The sequence below is a fragment of the Acinetobacter sp. Ver3 genome (genome assembly GCF_000632455.1).
Taxonomy (GTDB): domain Bacteria; phylum Pseudomonadota; class Gammaproteobacteria; order Pseudomonadales; family Moraxellaceae; genus Acinetobacter.
Genome location: NZ_JFYL01000029.1, coordinates 1 through 13993, shown reverse-complemented (window position 1 = coordinate 13993; position 13993 = coordinate 1). Strand labels below are relative to the sequence as shown.

Below are 13993 nucleotides of genomic sequence, written 5' to 3'. Positions count from 1 at the left end.
GAACCCCTATAGTATTGGGGATAAACATAACAGGAGTGGATTCGGTGGCGAAAATTGTTGTCGTAACATCAGGTAAAGGTGGCGTAGGTAAAACAACTACCAGTGCATCTTTTGCAACAGGTTTAGCCCTTCGTGGCCACAAAACTGTTGTAATCGATTTTGACGTAGGTTTACGTAACCTCGACCTTATCATGGGTTGTGAGCGTCGTGTTGTTTATGATTTTGTGAATGTATTAAATAACGAAGCGAGATTACAACAAGCACTTATTCGCGATAAAGAAATCGAAAATCTATATATTTTACCTGCATCACAAACCCGTGATAAAGATGCGTTAACCGATGAAGGTGTTGCACGTGTTATGGACGAACTTTCTCAAGAGTTCGACTACATCATTTGTGACTCTCCTGCAGGTATTGAACGTGGTGCAATTTTAGCAATGTACCATGCTGATGAAGCAATCATTGTAACGAACCCTGAAATTTCATCTGTCCGAGATTCCGATCGTATTATTGGTATGTTGGACAGTAAAACGAAGAAAGTAGAAAATAACGAAGGTCGTATTCGTAAGCATCTTTGTATCACACGCTTCAACCCTGAACGTGCTGACAAGCAAGAAATGTTAACAGTCGATGATATTTCTAAAGATATCCTTCGCGTGCCAACGCTCGGTGTAATTCCTGAATGTAAAAGCGTGTTACAAGCTTCGAATGAAGGTAAGCCTGTTATTCTTTATACTGAAGAAGCAGCTGGACAAGCTTATGACGATCTTGTTGCACGCTTCCTTGGTGAAGAACGTCCATATCGTCACATCTCTGTGAAGCCGAAAGGCTGGTTAGCACGTTTATTTGGAGCATAAAGATGGCAGGATTCTGGAGTAAACTTTTTAGTAGTGATGACAAACCATCAAGTGCACAAACAGCTAAAGATCGCTTAAAAGTTATCGTGGCATCTGAAAATGGTCTAGGTAAGCGTTTAAGCCAAGATAAAATTGATTTAATGAAAAAAGAAATCATGCAAGTTGTGAATCGTTATGTGCGTGGTGTAGATGAACAGCATATACAAATGTCGGTTCGCTCAGAAGCAAATATCGAAATGCTAGAAATGAATATCAATTTGCCTGAAGAACGTTAATCTGATTTTTGATTAGTCAAGCAAATTGAATCAGGGCAAAATATGAGAGTGGCAGAAATAGGCTATTAGCTATATTCCGCCCACTTGAAGCAGAGCTTCAAGTCTTGCGACTAGACAAAGCAGTGCTTCGCTCATCTAGTCTCATATTTTGCCCTTTTTTATTGATTAAAAATACCAAGGAGATTGTGATGGCATTATCACAGCCAGCCACGTTCAATGAAGAATGGTCAGACGAGCGTGTTTTTGCCTATTTAAATCAGTTACCTCCTGAAGGTGTAAACGCTGATTTTCATGTTCTCTATCATGCTTTTAAACATATGCGTGCTAATGACTATGAGCGTTTACTCACTAAATTTATAGCAGATGGTCGAGATCTTAACGCTCAAAATCCTGAAGGCAAACGTATTCATGATGTGATCGCAGAATTCCCACGCCAAAGTGCAGAATTCCTTGCTGTTTTAGCAAAATTTGCCTAAAAACAGATAAAAAAGCCTGCTTGAGCAGGCTTTTTTGATTTAAATCTATCTTATACCTGTTAAAAAATAGTTTCGTATTAAGGTTACTTTTACGTTTGGGTGAAACTTAGATTATTTCCATTGCCAACCCAATGCAATAGCACCACCAACATCACCTTGTGAACTTGCGGTTCCAGATGCTTTATAGACAAAGCGATTCGTTTCAGAAACCCCACTAAATCCAATGGCAATACCTTGCTCACCATCCCATGTACCAGCAGCTGCACTGAACATACTTGCACCAGCATAAGTTGGCTGGGGTAATGAAGCGACAGCCAAAGATGCTGCAATAGCTGCTCGAGTGTCACGTCGTTCATCGGCAAAACTCTGTTCTAAAGCATTTACACGTCGACTAGTATACTCATTGGCCTGATTCAATATTTCATTGGTTCGTATATTCGTATATTCCTGTGCATCGCTCAAAACTTTCTGATCTGCTTGACGCATTTGTTTTACATTGACTGCGTCGGTATCCGCTGTACCTGCTGCCACATTAACAATTTGGCGCTGTTGCGTAGAGGAACCCACTGAAACCGTATTGTCCCGATCGGTAGACGAAGCATTTCCTAAAAGAACAGCATTATTTGCGTCAGACGTTATGTTATTCCCAAGAGCTACAGTACTATTTCCTGAAATATTGTTGAAATTACCAACTGAATGCGTATTTTCACCCGTAACCGTATTGTGATTTCCTAAAGCTGTTGCATGTTCACCAGCGACTTGTGATTCAGCCCCAATGACAATACTCTCACGACCCGATGCTACTGATGAACTTCCGATTGCAAGAGCATCTTCACCTGTTGCATTTGGTAATATTGCATTTTCACTAGGATTTGTTCCAACAGATATTGCGACAGTTCCACCACTAGCCAAAGACGTTAGCCACTGTTGTTCGGTGCCATTAAAGCCATTTTGTACAGCAATCTCAAAAGCACTAAATCCTTGATCACCTTTGTCACCTTTTAAGCCTTGAAGTCCTTGATCACCTTTATCGCCCTTGTCGCCTTTTAAGCCTTGAAGTCCTTGATCACCTTGATCTCCCTTATCACCTTTCAATCCTTGAGGACCTTGGTCACCTTTATCTCCTTTGAGTGACGTCAGCCAATCTTGCTCTGTTCCTACAAATCCATTATTCACCGCCACTTGGTAAGCACTATCACCTTGTGGTCCTACACCGCCACTAGGTCCACCGCTTGTACCTGGTATACCTTGATCCCCTTTGTCACCTTTCAATCCTTGTGGACCTTGATCACCTTTATCTCCCTTATCGCCTTTTTCACCTTTTAATGATGTAAGCCAATCTGTTTCAGAGCCCTCAAATCCATTACTCACAGCAACCTCGTACGCACTTGGTCCAGCTGGTCCAGTGGTACCTGTACCTGTTTCACCACCAACACCATTATTTTCGAGTGCAGACACTCGGTCTTTTAACGCTGTAAATTCAATATCAATCCCTCTAATTGTTTGATTTACGTTTTGGTATGTAGAGCCTTGCATTTCAAATGAAAGGGGCATCACACTCCCCTGAAACATAGTCACCCCAGTACCCAGAATTCTTTGTAAACTGGCTGTCAATTGATCAACATTAATAGCATCATGAGTATCTAATCCCCATGCTAAGTTCATGATTCGGCGTTTTAATTGATCACTACCGACTGAAATAACATTCTCTCGATCTGCAACCGATGCACTACCTAAAGCAACAGAGTTGCTCGCATAAACCTGACTCAGCTCACCAATCGCGACTGACTCTCTTACGGATGTATAATTTGGTCCTGGTCGAATAATAATAGAACCACCGACAGCCACATTAGTGTGACCTTGCACATTACTGTTGGAGGCAAATATATGAGAACTCGTCGCACCAACCTCATTAAATCCACCAAAAATCATCGAGCCATTAGTGTTGACGTCGTGAATATTATTCATACCAACAACAACAGATTTTACAGACGAGTTTAAATTTGAAATACCTATAGAGATACCCCCTTCAGCAGTATTTGAACTACCGATCGCAATACTCCCTTCCCCCTTAACCACTTGATTATTACCAATGGCAATATTACTTGTATGATGCGTTGTGTTTTGATTTCCAATGACCACATTATTTTGCGTTGTCGTTACAGCGTTTGGTGTCACCGTATTATTCAAACCAAAAACAGTATGATTCATCCCAATATTGACGTTATTGCTTTGTCCCATAACCACACTGTTCGGTGCAACCACTGAGTTATTTTCACCACAGATGAAAGATGTAGTGTCTGAATTCGTCGCTGTGCCTGTTGAACCCTCACATTCATCAGCTTGCACCTGACTCGTCATTGCGGTTAATGCCCCAATTAAAATCAGATAACCTGTCGTTATTCCAATATTTTTTAAAGATTGTGTAAAACGTGTACGTCCAAGTTCCCCTGTTACGACTAATTTTCCATTACGATTACGGATAACTCGGTATATATGGTTCATGTAATTCCCCTTAGTTTTTGACATGGTCATGTCACTTGCAGGTTTTCCATAGTTTGCAAGAAAGACCTTTTATAATGAGGAAAATCAAACCATAAAGCTGATAATCTAGAAGCCCCCCTTTAAGGGGGGATGAAAAAAATATTTTTGTGAAAAAATGATTAATATTTACTTTTTTATCTCAATTTTTTTAAAAAAATCTATAATTTGAATTTGTTATAATCAAAACAGTTCAATCGAAGATGAATTCAATAAGTTTTCGTAAAAGTGATCGAACAAGGCTCGGCACCCTCCATCGCCTGAGAAATCTTTGCTGTACTCAACTTCCGCTCCTTACCATTGCGCCCAGTATTTTTGACTATTTGAATTTTTTTGATTCCACATGATGCCTACGGTATGGCACTGACCTATCCAAATGGTGAACCTTATATACTGTATTACAAAAATCTTAACCCTCGGTCGATGAGGTATGTGCAAGAAAATACTGAATTATTCTTAAACTTAAAAACCGAAAGCCATATCCGCTGGCTCAACTGCCCTATGTTACCCAAAGTCGGAAATCTTTTACGCCCAGATGATCCGTATTTTCATAGCTTAACCTACCAGATGATTGTGCGCCAAAGCGGTCTTCACCATACACTAGATTTAAGATTAGAACGCAATCATATTCCTGCAGGAGGTATTACCCTCTATAGGCGTATGTCACACCCCTTCCAATTACAAGATCATCGTTTATTAGAACAAGCTGGTGTCTATATCGAATATGCGCTTAACAATCAAATGGAGGATGGCGACGATGTAATTGAATCAGATCAAGCGTTGTTAATCGTGAATTCTCAAAATGATTTAGTCATGATGACTGATGCTGCAAAGGATTTACTGAATCTCTTCCCGATACATTATGAATTTTGGGAACCATATAAAGCGTTGCCAAAATCATGCTATCAAGTCATCAATGAGCTTAAATATGGGCAACAAATCCCCAAGCTTAGTTTGACCATTCCTAATGGAATATTAACCCTTCGTGCTGAATGGTTAAGTAGTCAAAATACAACCGATACAAATATCGCCTTATACTTAAAGCGCTCATTACCACGCTCCCTCATTATTTTAAAAAAACTAGAAGCACTTGATCTATCCCCCCGAGAATGCCAAGTGGCTTTTTCGTTAATTACAGGCATGAATAAAAGTGAAATTTTACAAAAATTATCCATTAGCCCTGCGGTATTTAAAGATTGTGTCAAGTCAGTTTACCAAAGCTTGAATGTTCACTCTGTGAGTGAACTGATCACATTTGCCAGCCAATGGACTACCCCCAAAAACAACACTTTTTTGAGTTAAATAAAAAAAAGCAACCTATGGTTGCTTTTTCTGAGTCAGTCTTCGTTAAACTAAAATTTCACGTTTACCATTTGCGCCCATTGCACTCACGATACCGTTTTCTTCCATTTGGTCAATAATACGTGCGGCACGATTATAACCCAGACTAAACTTACGCTGTAAAGATGAAGTGGATGCTTTGCGGGTTTCTAAAACAAAAGCAACACATTGATCATAAAGTGCGTCACGGTCAGAAGCACCATCACCATCCTCAAAGCCACGTGATGCTGGCTCTTCATCAAATGGGGTGAGAATTTCATCCACATAGTTTGGTGCACCACGCTCACGCCATGCATCACAAATACGGTTCACTTCGTCATCGGCAATAAATGCACCATGCACACGCTCAGGCTCAATTTTACCTGGTCCTAAGAACAGCATATCACCATGTCCAAGCAAATCTTCTGCACCACCCGCATCCAAAATCGTACGCGAGTCAATTTTAGAGTTTACACGTAGCGCAACACGCGTCGGTATATTCGCCTTAATTAAGCCCGTGATTACATCGACGGATGGACGCTGTGTCGCAAGTAATAAATGAATGCCAGCAGCACGTGATTTTTGAGCTAAACGAGTGATCATTTCTTCCGCTTTCTTACCCACCTGCATGATCATATCTGCGAATTCATCTGCAACAATCACAATCGAAGGCAATGGTGTAAGTCTAGGTGCACGTTCTCCAGCAACTGACTCACTGGCTTTCCAAGTTGGATCAAATAGATCTTCACCATTGGCAATTGCTTCTTCAACTTTACGGTTATAGTCACTTAATTTACGTATTTTTAAGAACGACATCAGCTTATAACGACGCTCCATCTCATTCACACACCAATTTAAAGCACTGACTGCATCTTTCATGTCAGTCACAACAGGCGTGAGTAAATGCGGAATATCGTTATAGTTCGCCAATTCAAGTTGTTTAGGATCAATCAAAATAAGGCGCAATTGATCTGGCGTATATTTTAAAAGCATCGATAGAATCATCGAGTTTACAGCAACAGATTTACCTGAACCTGTGGTACCCGCAACCAACATATGTGGTGCCTTGCCCAACTCAGTAATGACTGGGTTACCAGAAATGTCTTTACCCATGGCCATGGATAAGATTCCATCTGGATCCTTAAATTTTGGAATTTGTACCAATTCAATCAGGCGCACCATCTCACGTGTACTATTCGGAACTTCAATGCCAATGTAAGGTTTTCCAGGGATCACCTCAACAACACGTACTGATGCCATCGACATTGATCGTGCTAAGTCACGAGAAATATTAGTTACTTTCGAGGCTTTCACACCAGGCGCAAGATCCAGTTCAAATCTGGTCACGACAGGACCCGGTTGAGCTTCAATCACTTTCGCTTTGACATTAAACTCTTGTAATTTAATTTCTAACAGTTCTGATAATCTTGATAATTGCTCTGCAGTGAAGTTTACTTTTTTGTTTGGGTCTACTTCATCAAGTAAATCCAAACCAGGAAGTGGTGATAAATCTTTACGGCGCTCTGCAACTTGCATTGCACGAGACATTGGACGACCGGCAGCATCTGTTAATGGCGCATCGAAATCAAACTCATTCTCTTCAACTTCGGGCTTACCTACCGTTTCTTGCCAAGCTTCTCTAAAAGCATCCTTATCTGAAGATATACGTTGTTTTTCCTCATCACTCACTTTAGCAACAGGAATTAATGATCCCTCTTGCTCAACCATATTTTGTGGTGATGGAGCAATAATACCTTGCTCTGATTCATATTCTGCGACTGTATCTGACTTAGGTGAAGTCATAAATTTAATATTTGGCGTTACCAAATTTGGACGCTTGACCTCTGGATTAGACAAAGCTTCTGCTTCATCCGCAAGTGATGCAAGACCATCAAGCTCAGAAGCTAACAGATCTGCTTTAGTGATCGCTTCCGCCGCTGCGCTCGATTGACTTGCGTATACAGCACTTGCACCAATAGCTGAGGTATTTTGGATTAGGGATGCTGTATTTTGATCATCAGCAGATTGACCTGAAGGATTTGTTTGATGATGAAAAGGAGTATGAATATCTTTGGCGTGCTGTCCTTGTGGAACAACTTCAAGCAATTCATCAAAGATTTGATCATCATTCCAGTCCAAAGCAGTATCTTGAACAATTGAGCGCTGCTCTACTCGAACGTTTTTACTTAAATCATTAATTTCTGAAGTATGTTGATCAACCTGATCCTCCTCTGCTGCGCGCAAAAGCTCATCAATTTCTCTTTTATGATCTTCATCGCTATGCAAGGCTTTCCAAACTTCACCCGTTGGAACAATACGTTGACTCTCACGCTCTAACTTATGCGCTTTCGCGATGGTACGCTCGAGCTCTGCCTCATCATCTTCATCAAAACGATGATTTTGTTGAGACTCTTGGAAACGCATATCTTCAAATAGTTTTTCAGCAGTACGTTCATGACGCGCTTGTAATTGATCTTTCTCTTCTAAATGATCGACATTATTGAGCTCAGCTTGATGAGGGACTTGAGCTGAACCTTTTAGATTAGGTTCAATTTCTTTTTTCGCTTTTGGCTGAGTCGTCAAATCATAAGCTGATTCAGTCTCAGGTACATTTTTATAGAACAAATCTTGCAAATAAGCGGGTGTCGCCTTCAGAGTAGACCATGTCTTGTTCCACTGAATACCAAAAGCCAGTGTGATTAGAACGATACTAAGTACGATCAGAAAAAAAACGGCGCCATAAATCGTCAAAAGCTGTTTTAAACTCTCACCCAATTCGTAACCAATGATTCCACCTGAAGCATTAGCAAGCGTATCTGCAGGCACTGACCAAAGTAAATAAAACAAACTCGCGACGGTAAGTAAAATGAAAAATTGAGCAGCAAAACGAAATGGACGACTCAAAAAACTTCTTGGCCACCACACTTGAATCGCTTCAATGAATAAATAAATTGGAATCAGTAAACTTGCCCAGCCCAGAAATCCAAATAAGAGATCTGCAATCCAAGCACCTGCGACACCACTTGCATTTGAAACTTGTTGAGTATCACTCGAAATATGCATCCAACCCGGATCAAATGGCGTATAAGTCACTGTTGCTAAAAACAGATAAATACCAAATGATATTAAGAAGAATGTTAAAACTAAGCGCTGTGCATATACACTCGACACCGCAGTCATATACTGTCCTGTAAACGATTATTCATTAATGTTCTAATGTTGAAATGGAACAATTTCTTCATTATAGAAAACTTACTATTATGCACCTGTTCATTAAAAAAAGGTGCAGCTTTCTAAGGTTTCCTTGTTAACACTTTTAACTATATAGCTCAATTCGATTTAGTTGATCAATATAATCCACATTCATTCCACACAACTGTGGTGAAGTTTCACGTATAATTTTCAGCAAGTCGATATATCAAATTAAAAGGATGCTTATACATGAGCGCTCGTCACTCAAGATTGATTATTTTAGGTTCTGGTCCTGCGGGTTATAGCGCAGCTGTATATGCTGCACGAGCAAATTTAAAACCAACTTTAATCGCAGGTATGCAATTGGGTGGTCAGCTCACCACAACTACAGAAGTTGATAACTGGCCAGGTGATCCTGAAGGCTTAACAGGTCCTGCTTTAATGGAGCGTATGCAAGCTCACGCAGAACGTTTTGGTACTGAATTGGTTTACGATCACATTAACGAAGTTGACTTAAATGTACGTCCATTCGTTTTAAAAGGTGATATGGAAGAATACACGTGTGATGCTTTGATCATTGCAACAGGCGCTACGGCTCAATACTTAGGATTAGAATCCGAAGCTGCTTATATGGGTCAAGGTGTGAGTGCATGTGCAACTTGTGATGGTTTCTTCTATAAAAATCAAAAAGTCATGGTTGTCGGTGGTGGTAACACTGCGGTTGAAGAAGCGCTTTATTTATCAAACATTGCTTCACATGTAACACTTGTACATCGTCGCGATAAATTACGTTCTGAAAAAATCCTTCAAGATCATCTTTTTGCAAAAGAGAAAGAAGGGAAAATCAGCATCATCTGGAACCATGAAGTTGAAGAAGTACTTGGTAACCCTCAAGATGGCGTTACTAGTGTTCGTTTGAAATCTACAACTGATACTACAACTCAAAACGTTGAAGTGACTGGATTGTTCGTCGCTATAGGCCACAAACCTAATACTGCAATGTTTGAAGGTCAGCTTGAACTACGTGATGGTTATATCCAAGTTCAAAGTGGTACACGTGGTAATGCAACTGCGACTTCTGTTGAAGGCGTATTTGCTGCAGGTGATGTTGCAGACAATATCTACCGCCAAGCAATTACATCAGCAGGTTCAGGTTGTATGGCTGCTTTAGACGCTGAGAAATATTTAGACAACTAATATTTATTTAAAAACCCAAAAAACCACCTTCGGGTGGTTTTTTATTCTTTCAACTTGGCATAATCATTTTAAACATTTTTATCTTCGGTTTTTCATTATTATTTTTAGAACTTAATCCCTATGCTCCCTCCTTCTGAATTTATTTTCCCTAATCCAATTGAATCCGATCCCGAAGGGCAAGGACTAATCTGTATAGGTGCTGACCTCTCCCCTTCTACATTATTTGAAGCTTATACACATGGTTTATTTCCTTGGTTTTCCGAAGGTGAGCCGATCTGCTGGTGGAGTCCAGAACCTCGCTGCATTATCTACCCTTCGTCATACCATCCAAGTAAATCACTCATTCGTAACATGAAAAAACATGATTATACGATTACCATTAACCGTGATTTTGAACATGTGATACGTTCTTGCTCATTACCACGAAGTTATGCCAATGAAACATGGATTAATGAAGATATCATTCAGGGTTACTGTTCATTATTTGAGTCAGGCTATGCATATAGTGTCGAAGTACGCAGAGAAAATTCGATTGTCGGCGGGCTGTATGGTGTCTCTATAGGTCAGGGTATTTTTGGTGAATCCATGTTTAGTCGAGAGACTGATGTTTCAAAAATGGCTTTTTATACCCTCATGTTGATCAGCCTTGAAAACCAGGCACCCTGGGTTGACTGTCAATTGGTGAATGATCATCTCATGAGCTTAGGTGCATGCACAATTTCTCGCCAAGACTACCTTAATTCGTTACAAGATGTGATAAAACAACCTCAGATTGATTGGCAAAAGTATAAAGACGGTGTATTTTCAAGTAAAACAATAGCATTTGATCAACAACTCATGGATTGAGAAATAGGAGGGACAACATGAATTCTTATCAACCCCAGTCCCTATTAAATGAATTGCAGTATTACATTACACCACCGCATGACTGCAGTTATCTTCCCGAGAAATCAGCACGGATGGTCTTTTTAGATCCTGCTCATAAAATCGACGTTGTAACTTTATCAGAATTGTCTCGTGTAGGATTTCGAAGAAGCGGAGATTTTGTCTATCGACCTGAATGTCATTTGTGTCGACAATGCCTCTCATGTCGTGTACCTGTTGATGTTTTTAAAATGAACAGTCAACAAAAGAAAGCTTGGAAACGTAATCAAGACCTAGAAGTTAGAATAACCCAAACTCAAGATGCTACTGATTTACACTATCAACTCTATGAACGTTACATCAATGAGCGTCATTCAGATGGAGATATGTTCCCCCCTAGCTATGATCAATTCGAGAAGTTTTTGATTCACAGTTGTAGCAATAGTTTCTTTATAGAACTTTGGAAAGATAATCGACTCATTTGTGTCTCAACCTGCGATGTATTAGATGATGGAATATCCGCTGTCTATACATTTTTTGATCCAGATGAATCCAAACGTTCTTTAGGCGTTTTCGCAATCCTTAAGCAAATTGAATATGTAAAGCAGCACAATCAAGAGTTTGTATATTTAGGATATTGGGTACCCCATTCATTCAAAATGAACTATAAGTCCCAATATGCGCCTTTTGAATTATTACTGGATGGTCAATGGCGACGTGTTAATAAAATGCTCAGCAACGAAGAAATCGATCAATTAGGTCATATGCTGATGACGACACTTCCCTCTGAATGGAATAACTTTATCGTAAAGTAGGGTATTGAATTTTGTCACTTGAATAAATCTTCAAAATTATCACTGCATGCCTTTACCATAATGATGGCATGCTCTTTTCCACCAGCTAATGTTGGATAATAGTTTTTACGCATATCAATTTGATGAAATCCGGATTTCTCATATAGTGCAATCGCAGCCTTATTACTTTCTCGGACCTCTAAAAAGATTTGTACGGGATCATTATTGAGTTGAGCCATTGAAGCTTCAAGCAATTGATATCCCAACCCTTTTCCACGCATTTTCGGATGAACTGCCATCAACAGCAAATTTGCTTCATCCAATACAGGCTGTAAAATACAGAAACCAACAACACGATTCTGGTATTCAATCACTGTGGATTGATATGAATCAACCGCTTCTGAAAATTGTTTTTTTGTCCAAGGATGCGTCTGTCCCAAACTTTCAATTTCATATACCACCTCAACATCTGATGTCAGCATCGGTCGAATCATAATCATTACATTACATTTTTTAAGTGAGTACATTATAGAAAGTTCGAAAATAAATGAAATAAAAAAAGGCAGCTTACGCTGCCCGAATGCACAAAAGTAAATACTTAAAAACCGAGTTTTGCTTTCCATGTTGCCAATAAACCCACGGTATCCAAATCATTCGGATGGAAGCCTGGTTTAAAATAAGCCAACATTTCCTTACCCATACCAGAAATAATGCCTTTAGATGGACTATATCCATAGGTATAAATATCTTTCAAAGATGCAATATTTAACTGTTTATCGTCTTTCAATAAACGCGCTACAAAATAAGTCTGCACCATGAATAGCACAACCATTGCTGCCACTAAAGAAGATGTTCGAGCAAGATAAGATTTGATTCCTTTACCGAACACACCTTCAAATACATCATATGCGACAGCCTTATGCTCATTTTCTTCAATGGCATGCCAAGCCCACATCGTCGCCATTGTTTCATCAGTCATCAATGCTTGAATATGTTCGTTACGCAATAATTCTGAGGCAATGGTTGCTGTAAAATGTTCTAGCGCAGTCGTTCCCATCAGATCGATCATTTCTTGTGAAATACCAAATGGTTTCATAACGGTGCTAGCTGACTTACGAAAAGTTTGAATGACCGTATCTGTGGCTTTTTCAAGTGCAGCAACATCATGACCAAATTTTTGTGCTGATGCATTAAAGCCAGCATGCTCATGTGTATGCATTGCTTCCTGACCAATAAATGCTGAAATCTCTTTTTGGAGATCTTCATTATCTTTAATGGCTGGATGTTGGCGAACTGCACGCACTGAATCGATAAAGAATTTTTCACCTGCAGGAAATAATGCAGATAACGCTGTCATGAAATGAGTTAATCCTGCTGAACCATTCATCCAATATTCTGGTACGTGATCAAAATCAAATTGCATACGACGTACTGGAAATGATGCACCGGCACGATTTGTAATATTTACTTTAGCATTCATTGCTGGACTCCTATTCGGGATCTATCCAAATCTAGTTTTATGATTGTTTTCGTTACTTCATCTTAGTGATTTATTATTTTTATGATAAATGCCTTATAGGTCACATCATTATCAGTTAAGGACAGCTTACAATTCTTATTGTCTAACAATTTTATAGATTACATAAAAAAAACGCCCCAATGGGGCGTTTTTTCACACAATCAATACTTATGCAGTTACTTTAGCAACAACACCAGCACCAACTGTACGACCACCTTCACGGATCGCAAAACGTAGACCTGGGTCCATTGCGATTGGGTGGATTAATTCTACTGACATTTCTACGTTGTCACCAGGCATAACCATTTCAACGCCTTCTTGCAATTGAATCGCGCCAGTTACGTCAGTTGTACGGAAGTAGAACTGTGGACGGTAACCGTTAAGGAATGGAGTGTGACGACCACCTTCTTCTTTAGAAAGTACGTATACTTCCGCATCGAATTTAGTGTGTGGCTTGATCGCACCTGGTTTAGAAAGTACTTGACCACGTTGTACGTCTTCACGCTTAGTACCACGTAATAAGATACCACAGTTCTCGCCCGCACGACCTTCGTCTAGAAGTTTACGGAACATTTCAACGCCAGTTACTGTCGTTTTAACTGTGTCTTTGATACCTACGATTTCAACTTCTTCGCCTACTTTCACGATACCAGCTTCTACACGGCCAGTTACTACTGTACCACGACCAGAAATAGAGAATACGTCCTCGATTGGCATTAAGAATGCTTTATCAATAGCACGCTCTGGCTCTGGGATGTAAGTGTCAAGCGCTTCAACAAGAGCAACAACTGCATCTTCACCGAACTGACCAGCTTCACCGTTAAGTGCAGCAAGAGCAGAACCACGGATAACTGGAGTGTCATCACCTGGGAAGTCATAAGTAGAAAGAAGTTCACGAACTTCCATTTCAACAAGCTCAAGAAGCTCTTCGTCGTCTACAAGGTCACATTTGTTTAAG

At 39.9% G+C, this 13993-nt stretch carries 12 protein-coding genes; 7 read left to right on the top strand and 5 right to left on the bottom strand.

Going from position 1 to position 13993, the window contains the following annotated elements:
• Positions 1-44 precede the first annotated feature (44 nt).
• The 3 genes from minD to CL42_RS09105 all read left to right on the top strand — a co-directional run bounded on the left by minD (position 45) and on the right by CL42_RS09105 (position 1608).
• Positions 45-857, top strand: a complete 813-nt coding sequence (minD, locus tag CL42_RS09115) for a septum site-determining protein MinD (protein ID WP_035267390.1) — start codon at positions 45-47, stop codon at positions 855-857.
• A gap of 2 nt (positions 858-859) precedes the next feature.
• Positions 860-1132 (top strand): cell division topological specificity factor MinE, encoded by a 273-nt coding sequence (gene minE / locus CL42_RS09110; protein WP_035267388.1) that lies wholly within the window; start codon positions 860-862, stop codon positions 1130-1132.
• Positions 1133-1320: 188 nt separating this feature from the next.
• Positions 1321-1608 (top strand): PA4642 family protein, encoded by a 288-nt coding sequence (locus tag CL42_RS09105; RefSeq protein WP_035267385.1) that lies wholly within the window; start codon positions 1321-1323, stop codon positions 1606-1608.
• Between the two features lie 111 nt (positions 1609-1719).
• Here the strand turns inward: CL42_RS09105 and CL42_RS16515 are convergent, their stop codons facing one another.
• Positions 1720-4113, bottom strand: a complete 2394-nt coding sequence (locus CL42_RS16515; RefSeq protein ID WP_051586569.1) for a YadA-like family protein — start codon at positions 4111-4113, stop codon at positions 1720-1722.
• Positions 4114-4482: 369 nt separating this feature from the next.
• Between CL42_RS16515 and CL42_RS09090 the strand changes: the two genes are divergently transcribed.
• Entirely contained in the window at positions 4483-5451 is a 969-nt protein-coding gene (locus CL42_RS09090; RefSeq protein WP_081403265.1) for a helix-turn-helix transcriptional regulator, read from the top strand.
• A 45-nt stretch (positions 5452-5496) separates the two neighbouring features.
• Here the strand turns inward: CL42_RS09090 and CL42_RS09085 are convergent, their stop codons facing one another.
• Positions 5497-8649: a DNA translocase FtsK 4TM domain-containing protein gene (locus CL42_RS09085; protein ID WP_035267381.1), complete on the bottom strand. Its 3153-nt coding sequence runs from the start codon at positions 8647-8649 to the stop codon at positions 5497-5499.
• 261 nt (positions 8650-8910) lie between these two features.
• Here CL42_RS09085 and trxB point away from each other — a divergent pair, with 261 nt between their 5' ends.
• From trxB to CL42_RS09070, 3 genes are all read left to right on the top strand, one after another.
• Entirely contained in the window at positions 8911-9858 is a 948-nt protein-coding gene (gene trxB / locus CL42_RS09080) for a thioredoxin-disulfide reductase (RefSeq protein ID WP_035267378.1), read from the top strand.
• A gap of 114 nt (positions 9859-9972) precedes the next feature.
• Positions 9973-10704 (top strand): leucyl/phenylalanyl-tRNA--protein transferase, encoded by a 732-nt coding sequence (aat, locus tag CL42_RS09075; RefSeq protein ID WP_155756972.1) that lies wholly within the window; start codon positions 9973-9975, stop codon positions 10702-10704.
• Between the two features lie 17 nt (positions 10705-10721).
• The gene (locus CL42_RS09070) at positions 10722-11537 is read left to right on the top strand and encodes an arginyltransferase (RefSeq protein ID WP_035267374.1); all 816 of its coding nucleotides are present in this window, start codon (positions 10722-10724) and stop codon (positions 11535-11537) included.
• A gap of 14 nt (positions 11538-11551) precedes the next feature.
• On the opposite strand, the gene rimI is transcribed toward CL42_RS09070, so the two are convergent.
• The 3 genes from rimI to CL42_RS09055 all read right to left on the bottom strand — a co-directional run.
• A complete protein-coding gene (rimI, locus tag CL42_RS09065) occupies positions 11552-12010 on the bottom strand; it encodes a ribosomal protein S18-alanine N-acetyltransferase (RefSeq protein WP_035267477.1) in 459 nt (152 codons plus the stop codon).
• 104 nt (positions 12011-12114) lie between these two features.
• Positions 12115-12996, bottom strand: a complete 882-nt coding sequence (locus CL42_RS09060) for a metal-dependent hydrolase (protein WP_035267371.1) — start codon at positions 12994-12996, stop codon at positions 12115-12117.
• Between the two features lie 207 nt (positions 12997-13203).
• Positions 13204-13993: elongation factor Tu (locus CL42_RS09055; protein WP_035267368.1), on the bottom strand; the 790-nt coding region annotated here is incomplete at its 5' end.

What these genes read in the sequence shown, in the direction of transcription:
- minE (WP_035267388.1), top strand. Translation starts at nt 860, where the DNA reads ATGGCAGGATTCTGGAGTAAACTTTTTAGTAGTGATGACAAACCATCA.
- CL42_RS09105 (WP_035267385.1), top strand. Translation starts at nt 1,321, where the DNA reads ATGGCATTATCACAGCCAGCCACGTTCAATGAAGAATGGTCAGACGAG.
- CL42_RS16515 (WP_051586569.1), bottom strand. Translation starts at nt 4,113, where the DNA reads ATGAACCATATATACCGAGTTATCCGTAATCGTAATGGAAAATTAGTC.
- CL42_RS09085 (WP_035267381.1), bottom strand. Translation starts at nt 8,649, where the DNA reads ATGACTGCGGTGTCGAGTGTATATGCACAGCGCTTAGTTTTAACATTC.
- trxB (WP_035267378.1), top strand. Translation starts at nt 8,911, where the DNA reads ATGAGCGCTCGTCACTCAAGATTGATTATTTTAGGTTCTGGTCCTGCG.
- CL42_RS09070 (WP_035267374.1), top strand. Translation starts at nt 10,722, where the DNA reads ATGAATTCTTATCAACCCCAGTCCCTATTAAATGAATTGCAGTATTAC.
- rimI (WP_035267477.1), bottom strand. Translation starts at nt 12,010, where the DNA reads ATGATTCGACCGATGCTGACATCAGATGTTGAGGTGGTATATGAAATT.
- CL42_RS09060 (WP_035267371.1), bottom strand. Translation starts at nt 12,996, where the DNA reads ATGAATGCTAAAGTAAATATTACAAATCGTGCCGGTGCATCATTTCCA.